The sequence below is a fragment of the Bacillus sp. 1A genome (assembly GCF_052682215.1).
In genome coordinates this window covers 2,907,069-2,922,092 of the sequence record NZ_JBQYLZ010000001.1, presented here as the reverse complement: position 1 = coordinate 2,922,092, position 15,024 = coordinate 2,907,069, and the positions used below count along the sequence as shown (strand labels likewise).

Here is a 15,024-nt window from a genome sequence, read left to right as displayed (position 1 = left end):
GCACCTCCAATTGTTAGACTGTGTCTAACAATTGGGGTGCAGTTCACTTTTAATCTATTAAACAGAGCTTATTTTCTATTTACTAGTAGGAAACAATTCCGAAAGAGGCACCACCCGTCCCACCTCATCTTTAAACACAATATGCTCTCTCGTGAAATGACGCGGACTCTTTACTCCCGCTGCGGCCGCAAGTGAGAACAGACTATATCTCATACTAACAACATAATTCATTACTCGCCATTTCTTCTCATACGGATCTAGCGCTTTTTGATAGTGCGGATTCGTCGTGGCAACTCCAGATGGACGTTGCCCCGAATTACATTGAAGCGCCATAATACAACCACTCGCCATCATAAATCCGCGCGCTGAATTTACAGCATCCGCCCCAATCGCTAAAGCAATTGCCACTTTATCTGGTGTGATTAATTTACCCGATGCAAATACTTTAAACTTGTTACGGACACCATAATGATTTGCTGTATCGATAAATGTAAGTAATGCTGGAATAAGCGGCATTCCCATACTATCTGCCATCGATTTATACGTTGCTCCTGATCCACCTTCTGAACCATCAATTGTAATAAAATCTGGATAGATATTTAACTCTTTCATCGTTTTAAATAAATTTTCCAACGGCTCCTGCTGTCCAATTACAATTTTCATACCGACTGGTTTACCGCCGTTTTCTTGCAAACGTTGAATAAAATAAAGTGTATCTGCTGCATTCCTTAAAAATGGAAATCGATTCGGTGAATTAATTGTCTCCCCTTCTCGCACATTCCGAACAGAAGCAATTTTCTCATTTACTTTTTGTCCTTCTAGATGGCCACCACGTATTTTCGCACCTTGCCCAAATTTCAATTCGAATGCTTTAATATTGCTTTCTTTTGCTTTCTCCATAAATTTCTCCATTGAAAAATTACCATCCTCATCACGATATCCAAATAATCCTGGACCAATTTGCGCAACGATATTCGCACCTGTATGTAAATGTTCTGGAATAACGCCACCTTCGCCAGTATTAATCCACGATCCGCCAGCCATCTTCGCACCAAACCCGCTCGCTAAAATATAATTTTCGCCAATCGCACCGTAAGAAGTCGCAGATGCCCCAAACATGCCATGTAGCTTCCACGGATATTTGCGGTTTTCACCGACGATAATTGCATCGTCTTCTTCATATAACCAAAGATTCGTTGTATCCGCTGTCAATTTTTCTCTTCGTGAAAATAACCCTTCTTTATGAATCACATACTTTTTCCCTTCACGTTCTTGCGTTACATTCACACTTAATTCATCTGTTAATTTCGGAAATAATGTATTAGCGATATAATATCCAGATGCATCAAAATCTCGTTTCGATCCAAAACCGAGTATTTCTGAACGGTATTTCGCTAGAAACATTACACTTTGAAAATCATAACGTGAAAAGGGCTTTCCATCCGTATCATGATCAAACCAATATTGCCTAAATTCCGGTCCTATCTTTTCAAGTAAATAACGCATCCTTCCTAAGTATGGATGTAACTTTAATATAGAATGATGCGTCCGTTTTTTAATAAAAAATGTAATAATAAAAAAAATGATTAATAGTAACATCAATAAGAGCAATATACTAATAATAACGAGTAGCGTTTCACTCATCCCGCTTCCTCCTATGAAAATCCATAATAAAAGGAGAACACATCAGGTGTTCTCCTTTTATCTTTATTCAAATTAATGTAGCAAGATGCTCTTTCGCATCATATTCAACTAAACTTTCAGCATTTTGAATTCGATGAACAAAATCTGGATTAGCAATTAAAGGTCTTCCAAATGCCGCTACATCAATCGTTCCTTCTTGCAACGCTTCTTCCGCCTCTTTCGGATTTAAATTCCCTACTCCTACAATCGTACCCTCCCAATATTTTCTTACTAATTGATGAAAATTCTTTCCATCAGCAATAACTGCCGTATAATTCATCGTTGAAGGGTGAATCATCGTTAATCCAACTTCGTTGAACATATTTACAAACATTTCAATTGCAAGCTCAGGGTTTTCCCACATATAAGTTGGATTATCACCTTTGAAAGCAGAAAAGCGAAGAAGTGTTTTATCAGCCCCAACAGCTTCTATTACAGCCTCCGTTACTTCTTTCATAAACGTTAGCCTTTGCTTTAAATCTCCGCCGTATTTATCAGTACGCTTATTTGCGAACTCATAAGTAAATTGATCGATTAAATATCCGTGTGCACCGTGTATTTCTACTCCATCAAATCCAGCTTCGATCGCGTTTTTCGCAGCTTGTGCGTATTGACCAATCACCTCTTGTATTTCTGCTAACGTCATTGCTTCTGGCGTGTCGAACGGTTTACGAAAACGCGGAACATTTCCCTCTGCAGCGATAGCAGACGGTGCTTGCGGCATTTGCCCACCAATTATTTCGTGATGACTCATACGTCCAACATGCCATATTTGAGCAATAATCGTTCCGCCTTCTTTATGTACCGCCTCTGTAACAGGCTTCCACGAATCAATTTGTTCTTGTGTATAAATCCCTGGTACTCCTGGATTTCCTTTTGCTCTTGGGCTAATGACGATTCCCTCTGTAATAATTAAGCCAACTCCATCAGCTGCACGTTTTCTATAGTACTCGACTACATCAATACCAACGACTCCTGTTTCATGATTCGCGAAACATCTCGTCATCGGTGCCATTGCTATGCGATTACGAAGAGACCAAGATCCAATTTGAATCGAGTCAAATAACTTCGTTCCTTCAATATTTTCAAAAGATCCCCAATCATTTATATTTGTTCCTTCATAAATACTTGCTGCTTTATTATTTGAACTTGTCATTTTTCTTCCCCCTAAAAATTCTTACTATAATCGCATCATACTTACTTTTAGATAGTAACGTCAATTTATACGCTCTTATGTAGGAATATTCGCATAATAAAACGAACCGTTTTATTACTAGAAGGGTTCTAGAATTCAAATCTCTACTGTCTATTCTTATATTCAGTAAGTGGATGAGGAAAATACTTGTTAAGCGGATGTTTTCTTTTCTTCTAATTTTATTAATGTAGAATATATTGGTAATTATTTTTCAAACTGTTTACTAACAAAATAAACGATTTCCACTGTACTATATTCAAACTTACAGTAACAAGGTTTAAATCATTCATTTGTTTTTTATTATACAAACAAAATTTTAGGAACGAATAAAAAACTCCTACATAGTTGAACGTATTTTTTCTATTCATCCGTTCCTAATCCCCATGAAAAAAGGAGCTGTCACATAGTCGAATTATCGACTATATGACACTCCTTTTTAGTTGACCGTATATGGCTAAAAATTCATTTATCTCTTTAATATAAAGAATATAAACAATTATTATCTCTTCACATATAAAAAATTCCTTAGCAGTAGAAGTGAGAGTGGTTCAGTATTCTTCTAAAAATAATAACTTATAAACCTAAAACAATGAAAGCCCTACCTCTCTTTCATCCTTACGGCTCCTCGTCCGTGCCAGTGTGAATCAGGATTGCAAAAATCAAGTAACTATTCTATCGAAGTGTTTAATTAAACTTCGAATATTCGTAAAGAATTTAAAAAATAAAAATGGATTTGATTGTAGTAATAACAAAAGAGGTTAATGCTCTAAAAGTGGTTTGAAAGAATTGAATGTCTTTGAAATGATTAATTCTCTATAATTATGTTCCCAAAAAATTCAAAACCTTTTTTGGGATCTAATACATTATTTGTAATGAATCTTAACAAAAGCTTTTTATTTGACTTTCTGTGATACCTTCAATTAATCCCAGTTCACTAATCAAAAATTCGTGTGCGTTATCTAACATTTTCTTTTCGCTTGCATTAAGTGCTTTTTCTTTCTGCATACGTAATAAATCACGTACAACTTCAGCACCTTCTTGTATTTTACCCGTCTTTATTTTATCAGTGTTCAATTTATACCTTTGTTTCCACGTAAGTAATCTATCAGATTCTCCATGTTGAAAAATATCCAATATGTGTGCTATTGCCGTTATATCCGTGACTGGTCGTATATTTGAGCTCAATATTCTCCCTGCCGGAATCATTACTTCCATATTACTACCCGACATTTTTATAACATAATATTGTTGTTTTTCTCCTGTGATTTCCTTCTCTTCTATGGCTTTAATTATACCTGCTCCCTGCATTGGATAAACAATGTTATCGCCAATTTGAAACAAATAATCCACCTCCATATATGGTAACCTTCTCAATCTTAACACACAATCAATTTTTTAGCAAAATTTTTATTTTATCATAAAATTATTTTTAATGTCAATCCTTTCGAACTAAGAAAATAATTCCGTAAAATATCATTAAAAACCCGCAATCTTATTAACTTTTCCGCACATATATACATTCTAATTTCACCTTCTCTTTTTACATAAAAACACATTACTACATATAAATAGTAATGTGTTTTTTATACGGAATCGTTAAACATTCCCTATTAATTTCACGCCTATACACTTACCTGCTTACGTACTGTCTCTCTCGCTAAAAGAAAACTCATAATCACTTGCGCAGCTACTCGACTCGTCATATCTCTGAAATCAAGGGTTGGATCAATTTCTACTATATCCATCCCTTGAACGAGCGGTTCTTTACCAAGAAATTCAATCGCATCAAGTAAAGTCGTACTATCCATACCGCCAGGACCAATTGCTGGACAACCTGGTGCAAATGCTTGATCTAGTACATCCATATCAAGAGAAATGTAAATAGAAGTCACGCCTTGCTTTCTTAATACTTCAATACTTTCTGTGATAATATCTTTGATTTTTCGCTCTCGTACATCTTTCATTGTATACACTGTCACGCCATGTTCTTTTGCATATTCATGGTACGCTCGTGCATTTGAAAAATTACGAATTCCGATTTGAACGAGTTGTTTTCCTGTAATGACATCATTTTCTAGTAGACTACGGAACGGTGTACCATTTGATGGGCCACCATCATCTAAATTACGTAAATCATGATGGGCATCAAATTGAATAATACCGACCTTCCCTTTACTATTTGCAAATCCTGTTATACTCGGAAAGCTAATCGAGTGATCCCCGCCAAGAACGATTGGTATCATGTTTGGATTTACTTTCGTTACATGACCAACTGTTTTCGCAATTCGCTTATGACTTTCTTTTATATCCGTCACATGCATCGTAATATCGCCGCAATCATATAAGACACTTTCTTTCATATCATGTTCTTCCGTAATTGCGTACGTACTATATGCATCTAACATTGCACGAATTGTTTTTGGCGCAAAACTTGCTCCTGAATGACTAATAGATGGTTTAGAAAGGGGTGCTCCAATTAAGGCCGCACCGAATATTTCCAAACCTTCCTCCCAATCTTTAATCATCTCACTCCATTTCGTCACTTCACGATCGATAAACTTTGCATTTTTCTTTAAATAGTGGCCGTGCTCCACGATTGTTCACCTCTTGTATATGCGATATTACCATTCTTCCATACTGTATTTACATGACTTACGCCGTAATGATACGGTACGTAAGCATAATTGTAAGCATCCCATAGAACTAAATCTGCCTTGCGACCAACTCTAATTTTCCCAGCTACATCACCACGATTAATTGCGTAAGAAGAGTTAACTGTTACTGCATTCCAAACTTCTTCTGGTGTCATTTTCAGCTTGAGCATTGCAATGCTCATAATAAGCTGAATGTTCTCAGTTGGACAGCTACCTGGGTTAAAGTCTGTAGCTAACGCTACTGCAACACCTTCATCAATCATTTTACGTCCACGAGCAAAGCTTTCTTTATTTAAATAGAAAGTTGTTCCTGGTAATAAAGTCGCTACTGTATTAGAGTTTGCAAGCATTTCAATTCCTTTATCAGAAGCGCCAACTAAATGGTCCGCTGATGCTGCACCAATTTCAGCCGCTGCTTCCGCGCCACCAAGAGGGTCAATTTCATCTGCATGAATTTTCACATCAAACCCAAGCTCTTTCGCTTTTAATAAAAACTCTTTTGACTCTTCAACAGAGAACACACCTGTTTCACAGAAAATATCAACGAATTCAGCTAATTGCTTCTCTTTCATTTCTGGTAGTAGGTCTAACATCCATTGTAAAAATTCTTTCGATCTACCTTTATACTCTTTCGGAACTGCATGAGCACCTAAAAATGTGGAAACTAAATCAATCGAGTGCTCTTTTTGTAATTGTGCAGCTGCCTCTAATTGTTTCCATTCCGTCTCATCATCTAATCCGTAACCACTCTTCGCTTCTACAGTTGTAACTCCGAAAGATAGCATACGGTCTAAATGGAATTTCGCTTTTTGAACAAGTTCTTCTTTCGACGCCTGTTTCGTTGCATTTACAGTTGAAAGAATTCCTCCTCCTTGTTCTAAAATTTCTAAGTACGGAACTCCTTGTAATTTTAGTGCGATTTCATTTTCACGAGATCCACCAAATACAAGGTGAGTATGCGGATCGACAAGACCAGGAGAAACCATTTTCCCGCCGCAATCAATAACTTCTTTCGCTTGTAATCCTTTAGCTTCTTCCACTGTTCCAACGAAAGTAATTACGCCCTTTTCAATTCCAACCACACCATTTTCGATAACAGGAAGCGTGTTCATCGCTTCCCGTCTTAACAAGCCATCTTCTTGATCCATTGTTAGTAATTGACCGATATTTATTAGTAAAGTGTCCAGCATGTTTTCTCCTCCTTATTTCATCATCGGAATGTTAACGCCTTTTTCTTTCGCAGTTTCCACAGCTAAGTCATATCCTGCATCAACGTGACGAACAACACCCATACCAGGATCAGAAGTTAATACGCGCTCAATACGTTTTGCTGCTGCTTCTGTTCCATCTGCAACGATAACCATTCCAGCGTGAAGTGAATAACCCATACCAACGCCACCACCGTGGTGAACAGATACCCAGCTCGCACCGTTTACACTATTAATTAATGCATTTAAAATTGGCCAGTCTGCTACTGCATCACTACCGTCTTTCATCGCTTCTGTTTCACGGTTTGGAGATGCTACTGATCCGCAATCTAAATGGTCACGACCAATAACGATTGGTGCTGATAATTCACCATTTGCCACCATTTCATTAATAATGCGACCAAATTTCGCGCGCTCACCGTAACCTAACCAACAAATACGAGATGGAAGACCTTGGAACTCAACTTGCTGACGAGCCATACGAATCCAGTTACATAAATGCTCATTATCCGCAAACTCACGTAATATTACTTCATCTGTTTTATAAATATCTTCTGGATCACCAGAAAGTGCTACCCAGCGGAATGGTCCTTTTCCTTCGCAGAATAATGGACGGATAAATGCTGGAACGAATCCTGGGAAATCGAATGCATTTTTCAAACCTTCATCGAAAGCAACTTGGCGAATGTTATTTCCATAATCAAATGTAATTGCGCCTTTTTCTTGCATAGCAAGCATTGCTTCTACATGTTTTGTCATGCTTTCTTTTGATAATTGTACGTAACGTTCTGGATCTTCTTCACGAAGTTTCGCTGCTTCTTCTAATGTGTAACCTACTGGAATGTAGCCGTTTAGTGGATCATGAGCAGATGTTTGATCTGTAACTAAATCTGGCGTAATATTACGCTTCACTAGCTCCGGTAAAATCTCCGCTGCATTTCCTAGCAATCCGATTGAAATCGGTTCTTTCTTCTCTTTATACTCGTTCGCAATCGTTAGCGCTTCTTCTAACGATTCTGTATATAAGTCACAATATCTCTTTTCAATACGACGATCGATACTACGCTTATCTACATCAATAGCGATTACAACACCGCCGTTCATCGTTACAGCAAGAGGTTGTGCACCACCCATACCACCTAAGCCAGCAGTAAGTGTTACTGTACCTTTTAATGAACCATCGAAATGTTGACGTGCCGCTTCGCCAAACGTTTCATATGTTCCTTGTAAAATACCTTGTGTTCCGATGTAAATCCAGCTACCTGCTGTCATTTGTCCGTACATCATAAGACCTTTTTTCTCTAGTTCACGGAAGTGATCCCAGTTCGCCCACTTCGGTACTAAGTTTGAGTTCGCTAAAAGAACGCGGGGTGCATCTTCATGCGATTTAAAGATTGCAACTGGTTTTCCTGATTGAACAAGTAATGTTTCATCGCTTTCTAACGTTTTTAATGAATCTACAATCGCATGGTAGCTTTCCCAGTTACGAGCTGCACGGCCAATTCCGCCATATACAACTAATTCTTCTGGTTTTTCAGCAACTTCAGGATCTAAATTGTTCATTAACATACGAAGTGCAGCTTCTTGAACCCACCCTTTCGTTTGTAATTCAGTACCTCTTGGCGCGCGAATTGTTTGTTTAACTTTTTCCATTTCAATCTCTCCCTTTTCTCATTTTATAGTGCTGCGTTTACATCTAATCTTTCTTTTATCGAATAATTCGTTTTTAACCAGTGCGTAATATTTTCAATATCCGTTGAGAATATGCGATCATTTGTAATAGAAGGTACTTGTTGACGACCTTGATGGTAAAAGCTCTTCGTCACTGTACTCATGTTTTCAATACCGCGATATTCTGCTGCTTGCATCGCACAAATCATCTCAATTGAAAGAACACGTCTTACATTTTGAATAATTTGATGTGCATGGCGTGAAGCGATTGTTCCCATACTTACGTGATCTTCTTGGTTAGCTGATGACGGGATTGAATCAACACTCGCTGGATGTGCTAACGTTTTATTTTCAGAAACAAGTGACGCTGCAGCGTATTGCATAATCATTGCACCAGACTGAAGTCCTGGTTCTGGACTTAAAAATGGAGGTAAATCATTTAATTGCGGATTTACTAAACGCTCGATACGACGCTCTGAAATATTTGCAAGTTCCGCCATTCCTACTTTTAAGAAGTCCATCGCAAACGCAATCGGTTGACCATGGAAATTCCCACCCGAAATTACTTTTTCTCCGCCATCAAAGATTAACGGATTATCTGTTGCTGCATTCATTTCAATTTCTAATTTTTCTTTCACATAATTTAAAACTTGCCAAGAAGCACCATGTACTTGCGGGATACAACGAAGTGAATATGCATCCTGTACTCGTAGTTCTCCTTGTTTTGTTGTTAATTTACTATCATGAAGAATGTCACGAATTCTACTCGCTACTTCCACTTGCTCTTTATAACCACGTGCTTTATGAACATTTTCATCAAATGCATCAATAATGCCTTGTAATCCTTCAATTGTCATCGAAGCAATGAATTCAGCTTGATACGCCATCGCTTCTGCTTCTATATAAGAAAGAACTCCTTGCGCTGTCATCGCCTGCGTACCATTAATTAATGCAAGCCCTTCTTTCGCTTCAAGTTCAATCGGCTCAAGACCTTCTTCTGTAAGAGCAACCATCGCATGAACGCGTTTCCCCTTATAGAACACTTCACCTTCACCTAATAATACAAGCGCAAGATGAGATAAAGGTGCTAAATCGCCACTCGCACCAAGTGAACCTTGTTGCGGAACGACTGGGTGAATTTTACGATTTACAAACTCAAGAAGCATATTTACAACAAGCGGTCTAACACCAGATACTCCTTTAAGCATCGTGTTCGCTCGTAAAATTAACATACCGCGTGATACTTCTTCAGGGAATGGATCACCTATACCACATGCATGTGACTGAATTAAATTGTGTTGAAGTGCCTTTACATCATCTTTTTGAATAAGCACATCACTGAACTTTCCAAATCCAGTTGTAATACCGTAAACGACTTTTCCGTCCTCTACAATTTTCTCAACAACTTCGCGGCACTCCGCCACCTTTTGCATACTATTTGGACAAGCTGTTACACCTTCCCCTTCAAGTAACAACCTCTTCATTTCTTCAATTGTCAATGTATGTCCTGTTAACGTAATCATTCTTTTTTCCTCCTTAAAAAGGCAAAAGGGGACCTTATCTTTTTAAGACAGACTTCTGTCCTAAAAAAGTAAGGCCCCCTTCTAACTAATAGACTATGGGCAAATCATATGTGATTAATTCCTAAACCAATCGCCTCATGCTCAGATCCTTTTACAGGTGCACCAATCGTTCCATATAGTGCAACAGCAACCCATTCGCCTTCTTTTTTTCCGTCGTATGGTCTACCGCGCACAATCGCAAAGCGAAGTCCTACTGTACGAAGAACGTCTGCTAACTGAATTTGACCTCTCGTCACTCCGTACAAAGCTTCCATAATTGCATGATAAAGTGCATGTGTTTCTCTGTAAACATCTGTTTCAATAACTTGGGTGCTCTTAGCCGCTGTTTCCATTGCTGCTACAACTTTTTGCGAATTCATCGAACCCACTTTCCCCGTACAATACTTCCAACCTTTTGGAATAGATAATACAGGGCTTTCATTCTCATCCGCAAGTGCCAACAACATGGCCATACGACCAATTCGATGTGTTCCTTGAAGAAGCATGTGACTCTCTCATTTCTTTTAATTATTTGAATATTTCTTAATTTAAGAATATATGAAAACGGTTAAATCGTCAATAGTTTAAACTCACATTCAAACAATTTTTTCATCTCCTCCATTTGTGTACACAAATTATTTACACAAATTTTCCAGGCGTGCTATAGTCTCACTAACAGATGCAAAGGGGCGATATTTCAATGACGAAGCGAAAAGATATTCATTTTCGAATTGAAGAAAAATTACTTGAAAGGTTTGAATCTGCACTTGCAAGCCTGTTTCACTAATAATCAACTCTTTTGTTAAGCCCGCAGTAATGATTTCATATTTATTTTTCAGCAATGCCGTTGCTACTGTTATTTCAAACTCCGCAAATGTTGGGTATACAAATAAAAGTATTTTTTCATATCCCTCTCTCCTTTAACCAATCCATAAAATATACCTCTAATTTTTCCGCTGTTAATCTATTCGTGTCCACATAAGTTACAGGAAATTGTTTATACCAATCTTTTTCAGTTTCTACTAATTTAAATTGCTCCTCAAATGTACTTCTGTTTCTTGTTCTATCATTATTTTTTCTATTATATACATTCTTTTTCGTAACATCTAAGTAAAAAATCGCATCCGAACGACATTCTCTTAATTTATATAATTCATCTTTTAATTCAGTTTCTATATCCCACTCTTCTCCTATAATCGTTGGATAAAAGAGTGTAAAAAACTCAATGTCTTCTGGCCCGCGATCAAAAGTTACAACTGAATCTTTCACATTTTGAAACTCCTTTATTTTTGCTTCCATAAACATTTTTTGATTCATAATAAACCCTTCTTTTGAATTCATATCCAAATTTAATTGTTTTCGCTTTTCTACAATTGGATAAGGATTTTCATATATAACTGAAAACCCACATCGCTCTAACCTTTTAGCCAATGTCGTTTTTCCGCTAGCCATCAATCCTTGGAGTGAAATTACATATGCCATTCCTCTCATTCCCTTGCGCTTTAGTAAAACTATAATATACAGAATTTTGAAAACTATCAACGAAATATATATCATCTTGTTTCTTATTCTTATCTAACTTATAATAAAAAATAGAGATTATGACGGACGCAAAAAATAATGTAAGCTTGGAAATCCAAGCTTACATTATTTTTTGCTTTCCCTTTTCTAATAAAAAGAGTACACTAGATTAGAACGTATGTTCTTAATGATTGCATACAGTAAGGAGATAAGACAATGGTATACGACACAAAAGCAATTTCTTGGAATGAATCTTTAAAACAACTTCAACGCCGCTATACAAACAAACAGGTTGACCGAAAAGAATTTGAGGATATTGAACTGATGGAATTCTTCCGCGATAACGACTACATTTCTTTACCTACACATATAAGCGGCCTATCAACAGCACGTTTTACTTCTTACTCTATTTTCACAACTGAAGATAAAGATCGTAAAGTTGGCACATTAATCATTGAATATGTAGAAGATGATAATAATAATTTATGTGTTGAACAACTATACTTCGTTTAAATGATAACGCTTGGTCAAAATGACCAAGCGTTCTTGCTTTCTATGAATCTCACTGTTTATAATATGAATAAAAGAAAACCGCAATCATTAAGGGGGGATACGCTTGCTCGAAGGATGGTTCAGTTGGTTTATTGTGCTATGGACTGTTATTTTATTAGGACTTATGTCTATCGGTGGATACTTTATGTTCAGAAAATTTTTAAAACGATTACCGAAAGAAGATGGTATGTCCATTTTAGATTGGGAAGAGCACTATATTAATAAAACTAGGCATTTATGGGATGACGAACAAAAACAATTGTTAGAAGAGCTCGTAAGTCCTGTTCCAGAACTATTTCGCGATGTTGCTAAATCAAAAATTGCTGGCAAAATCGGAGAACTGGCATTACAAGAAAAAGCCTCTCAAATTACACAAGATTTAATTATTAAAGGATATATTATTGCTACACCAAAACGCGACCATAAATTTTTAGTTAAAAAACTACAAGAAAAAGAGATTGATTATTCTCATTATGAATCTTTACTGACAAAATCCTCCTCATAAAAAAAGATTGCTAGATTATAGCAATCTTTTTTTAACTTACAGTTACTGATTTTACGGCTGTTAATCTAGCTTCTGCCAAGTCTATTTGTAATCCGACCGCACTCGTATAAATCGTATCACCTGTGCCTGTAATGTTGACTTGTGTGGATGTCGTATTTGGTGCAATAGAACCTGTTGCATTTACATTTGTAATATCAAACTCAGCTCTCGCATTTGCATTTGTAGTTGTTCCAGAAAAATTACGATCTGCAAAACTACCAATTGTATTTAAATTTCCATTAATATCATTTACTTGCCCTCTAAAAAAGTTTCCTATTGGATTATTTGGTCCTGTTAATGTCACAGAGTTCAATTGAAAATTATCACCTGTAAAGTTCGGATCACCATTTACCGCCATTACAAAAGCTCTTGCTGTCACTGTCCCTGCAGCTGGTGTGAAAAATCCAGAAAGAGTTTGTGGTGTACCTGATAATAAAAAACCTGGAAATAAGCTCACATTTCTCATCGGATATGAAGAATCACGATATACAACAATCAACGACCATCCAGCACCATAACCGACTGGCTGACGTGTAGGTAATCTTGTTACGCTATACCTTCCTGCTGCTCGATTTGGTAATCCTTGCAGTAAAGATGTTACGTCTGCTGCTCGATTATAAACATTAGCTATGAAAGGTAAATTCATCCCTCCTGATGACCATGCTGAATTTATTGTCACTTGTGTACTCGTTCCATCAGGCGTAACTAAATTTGGTGAATTCGCATCAACAACAGCGGTTGTAACAGCCGTATCCAACCCACCTGACCAAACAAGTAATGCAAAATCTACAACCGCTGTAGTTGGAACAATCGTAGTTGATGGATTTAATTCAGCCCATGAACCATCTAGCATCCAATCATTCGTCGTACCTCCAAATGTATTTGGATCTGTTGATGAAGGAACCCCTCCAAAAGTTAAATCAGTATTTAATGTAATAAGTGCATTGTAAGCAAAGTTTGTATTAGCAGTACCACGCATTCCCATCGTATTGCCCGTGTGCATCATAAATAAATTATCATTTTTACCGTAAGCTTGAACGAAGGCCAATAAAGATCACTCCTATTATTTTATAAAAAAGATTTTTCACTAATATTTTCAATTACTTTAACTTACAGTTACTGATTTTGTAGCAGATAGACGCGCCTCTCCTAACTCTATTTGCAAACCTACAGCACCAGCATAAAGATAGTCAAATGTATTTGGGATATTAACTGTCGTAGAAGTTGAACCAGCTGTTAATACACCGTTCGCTGGGACATTCGTCACATCAAATTCAGCACGCCGATTCGTTGCAGCAGTTCCAATCGGCATATTTCTATCTGCAAAACTACCAATTGTATTTAAATTACCTAAATAATTATTGACTTGCGAAGCGAAAAAATTCGGATTAGCATTGTTAGGTCCTGAAAGTGCACTGCCATTTAAAATAAATCTATCGTCAACCGCATCCGTATCACCATTTATTGCCATTGTAAATACACGAGCGTTAACCGGAGCTACAGCTGGAGTGATAAAATTGGAGATTGTTGCTGTCTCACCCAAGGTGGAAATAAGTAACCCACTATATAAACTAACATTCCTTATTGAGTATGAATTATCACGGTATACAACAACTAATGCCCACCCTACCCCTGTTCCTTGCAAAGGTGGATTTGCCGTTGGAACACGTTCTACAAAATAATCACCTACAGCACGATTAGGAAGTCCTTGAAGAATACTCGTCACATTAGCTGCACGTGTATAAATCGTACCTTGAAATGTCCCACTCGACCTTGTTTCTCCCCAGGCAGGCGTACTTGTAATAGTGTGAGTCACATTATCCGGGGTTCTGAATGTTGGAATATTCGCATTTACTACCGCCTCTGTAACAGTCCCCCCCAATGTTCCTTGCCAAACTAACATTGCAAAGTCGACTATAGCCGTTGTTGGTACATCTGTTACAGATGGATTAAGCCTCGCCCATGATCCATTTAAAGTCCAATCATTTGTTGTTCCTGCGAAGGTATCCGCATCTGTGGAAGATGGCACCCCAGCAAAACTCAAATTTGTATTTGTGGAAATTAATGCGTTATATTGATATGCAGTAGCTGTCGTAATACCGCGCATCCCTAACGTATTTCCTGTATGCACCATAAAAAGCGAATCCGTTTTTGTATATGTTTGTACAAAGGCCAACAACCTCACTTCCTTTCTATGAAAATAAATATTTATTCGCTATTTCATTTAATGCGAGTAAAAAGAAAAAGTTCCATTCATATACGTACGAGCTCATTTAGGCAAAAAAAAAGCCTTTGCCTATTCCTATTCATTTATATTTGAATAGGATGCAATGACGAGTTCATTTTTCATATTTTTTACAAATAGAACCAGTTTTAAATTTTGAATTGATGCTATTTGTAAGTGTCTAACTATTGATCGGATTTAAATTCATTT

At 37.2% G+C, this 15,024-nt stretch carries 13 protein-coding genes and 2 pseudogenes; 3 read left to right on the top strand and 12 right to left on the bottom strand.

The window, feature by feature from the left end; all coding sequences use genetic code 11:
• Window positions 1-75 precede the first annotated feature (75 nt).
• The 8 genes from ACUN0F_RS14845 to hutP form a co-directional block, all read right to left on the bottom strand.
• Window positions 76-1,644 (bottom strand): glutamate synthase-related protein, encoded by a 1,569-nt coding sequence (locus tag ACUN0F_RS14845; protein ID WP_445539599.1) that lies wholly within the window; start codon window positions 1,642-1,644, stop codon window positions 76-78.
• 67 nt (window positions 1,645-1,711) lie between these two features.
• Window positions 1,712-2,839, bottom strand: coding sequence for an alkene reductase (locus tag ACUN0F_RS14840; protein ID WP_445539598.1), 1,128 nt, complete (start codon window positions 2,837-2,839; stop codon window positions 1,712-1,714).
• A 918-nt stretch (window positions 2,840-3,757) separates the two neighbouring features.
• The gene (locus tag ACUN0F_RS14835) at window positions 3,758-4,219 is read right to left on the bottom strand and encodes a CarD family transcriptional regulator (protein ID WP_170771247.1); all 462 of its coding nucleotides are present in this window, start codon (window positions 4,217-4,219) and stop codon (window positions 3,758-3,760) included.
• A 281-nt stretch (window positions 4,220-4,500) separates the two neighbouring features.
• The gene (hutG, locus tag ACUN0F_RS14830; RefSeq protein ID WP_000399818.1) at window positions 4,501-5,472 is read right to left on the bottom strand and encodes a formimidoylglutamase; all 972 of its coding nucleotides are present in this window, start codon (window positions 5,470-5,472) and stop codon (window positions 4,501-4,503) included.
• Window positions 5,451-6,722, bottom strand: coding sequence for an imidazolonepropionase (hutI, locus tag ACUN0F_RS14825; protein ID WP_445539597.1), 1,272 nt, complete (start codon window positions 6,720-6,722; stop codon window positions 5,451-5,453). The genes hutG and hutI overlap by 22 nt, the downstream gene beginning before the upstream one ends.
• Before the next feature lie 12 nt (window positions 6,723-6,734).
• Window positions 6,735-8,393: a urocanate hydratase gene (hutU, locus tag ACUN0F_RS14820; protein WP_000416702.1), complete on the bottom strand. Its 1,659-nt coding sequence runs from the start codon at window positions 8,391-8,393 to the stop codon at window positions 6,735-6,737.
• A gap of 23 nt (window positions 8,394-8,416) precedes the next feature.
• Window positions 8,417-9,934: a histidine ammonia-lyase gene (gene hutH, locus ACUN0F_RS14815; protein ID WP_000631835.1), complete on the bottom strand. Its 1,518-nt coding sequence runs from the start codon at window positions 9,932-9,934 to the stop codon at window positions 8,417-8,419.
• A gap of 104 nt (window positions 9,935-10,038) precedes the next feature.
• Window positions 10,039-10,479 carry a hut operon transcriptional regulator HutP gene (gene hutP / locus ACUN0F_RS14810; protein WP_000926520.1) on the bottom strand — a complete coding sequence of 147 codons (441 nt, stop codon included), beginning with the start codon at window positions 10,477-10,479 and terminating at the stop codon, window positions 10,039-10,041.
• A gap of 173 nt (window positions 10,480-10,652) precedes the next feature.
• Here hutP and ACUN0F_RS14805 point away from each other — a divergent pair.
• A pseudogene (locus tag ACUN0F_RS14805) lies at window positions 10,653-10,742 on the top strand (class I SAM-dependent methyltransferase); the annotation flags it as partial.
• Here the strand turns inward: ACUN0F_RS14805 and ACUN0F_RS14800 are convergent.
• Together ACUN0F_RS14800 and ACUN0F_RS14795 are read right to left on the bottom strand one after the other, a co-directional pair.
• Window positions 10,735-10,872, bottom strand: a pseudogene (locus tag ACUN0F_RS14800) (DJ-1/PfpI family protein); the annotation flags it as partial. The pseudogenes ACUN0F_RS14805 and ACUN0F_RS14800 sit on opposite strands and share 8 nt — an antisense overlap.
• 4 nt (window positions 10,873-10,876) lie before the next feature.
• On the bottom strand, window positions 10,877-11,464 hold the full coding sequence (locus ACUN0F_RS14795; protein WP_445539596.1) for an AAA family ATPase: 588 nt from the start codon (window positions 11,462-11,464) through the stop codon (window positions 10,877-10,879).
• A gap of 246 nt (window positions 11,465-11,710) precedes the next feature.
• Here ACUN0F_RS14795 and ACUN0F_RS14790 point away from each other — a divergent pair, with 246 nt between their 5' ends.
• Both ACUN0F_RS14790 and ACUN0F_RS14785 read left to right on the top strand, forming a co-directional pair.
• The gene (locus ACUN0F_RS14790; RefSeq protein ID WP_000262403.1) at window positions 11,711-12,007 is read left to right on the top strand and encodes a hypothetical protein; all 297 of its coding nucleotides are present in this window, start codon (window positions 11,711-11,713) and stop codon (window positions 12,005-12,007) included.
• A 103-nt stretch (window positions 12,008-12,110) separates the two neighbouring features.
• Window positions 12,111-12,551, top strand: coding sequence for a DUF2621 domain-containing protein (locus tag ACUN0F_RS14785; RefSeq protein WP_000889381.1), 441 nt, complete (start codon window positions 12,111-12,113; stop codon window positions 12,549-12,551).
• Window positions 12,552-12,582: 31 nt separating this feature from the next.
• Here ACUN0F_RS14785 and ACUN0F_RS14780 read toward each other — a convergent pair whose 3' ends face one another.
• Window positions 12,583-13,638 carry a hypothetical protein gene (locus ACUN0F_RS14780; protein ID WP_264462773.1) on the bottom strand — a complete coding sequence of 352 codons (1,056 nt, stop codon included), beginning with the start codon at window positions 13,636-13,638 and terminating at the stop codon, window positions 12,583-12,585.
• A gap of 57 nt (window positions 13,639-13,695) precedes the next feature.
• The gene (locus ACUN0F_RS14775; RefSeq protein ID WP_264462772.1) at window positions 13,696-14,766 is read right to left on the bottom strand and encodes a hypothetical protein; all 1,071 of its coding nucleotides are present in this window, start codon (window positions 14,764-14,766) and stop codon (window positions 13,696-13,698) included.
• Window positions 14,767-15,024: the final 258 nt, after the last annotated feature.

Bases quoted from the DNA above. Each gene is read 5' to 3' on its own strand.
- ACUN0F_RS14840 (WP_445539598.1), bottom strand. From the start codon at position 2,839: ATGACAAGTTCAAATAATAAAGCAGCAAGTATTTATGAAGGAACAAAT.
- hutI (WP_445539597.1), bottom strand. From the start codon at position 6,722: ATGCTGGACACTTTACTAATAAATATCGGTCAATTACTAACAATGGAT.
- hutU (WP_000416702.1), bottom strand. From the start codon at position 8,393: ATGGAAAAAGTTAAACAAACAATTCGCGCGCCAAGAGGTACTGAATTA.
- ACUN0F_RS14790 (WP_000262403.1), top strand. From the start codon at position 11,711: ATGGTATACGACACAAAAGCAATTTCTTGGAATGAATCTTTAAAACAA.
- hutP (WP_000926520.1), bottom strand. From the start codon at position 10,479: ATGCTTCTTCAAGGAACACATCGAATTGGTCGTATGGCCATGTTGTTG.
- ACUN0F_RS14845 (WP_445539599.1), bottom strand. From the start codon at position 1,644: ATGAGTGAAACGCTACTCGTTATTATTAGTATATTGCTCTTATTGATG.
- ACUN0F_RS14795 (WP_445539596.1), bottom strand. From the start codon at position 11,464: ATGAGAGGAATGGCATATGTAATTTCACTCCAAGGATTGATGGCTAGC.
- hutH (WP_000631835.1), bottom strand. From the start codon at position 9,934: ATGATTACGTTAACAGGACATACATTGACAATTGAAGAAATGAAGAGG.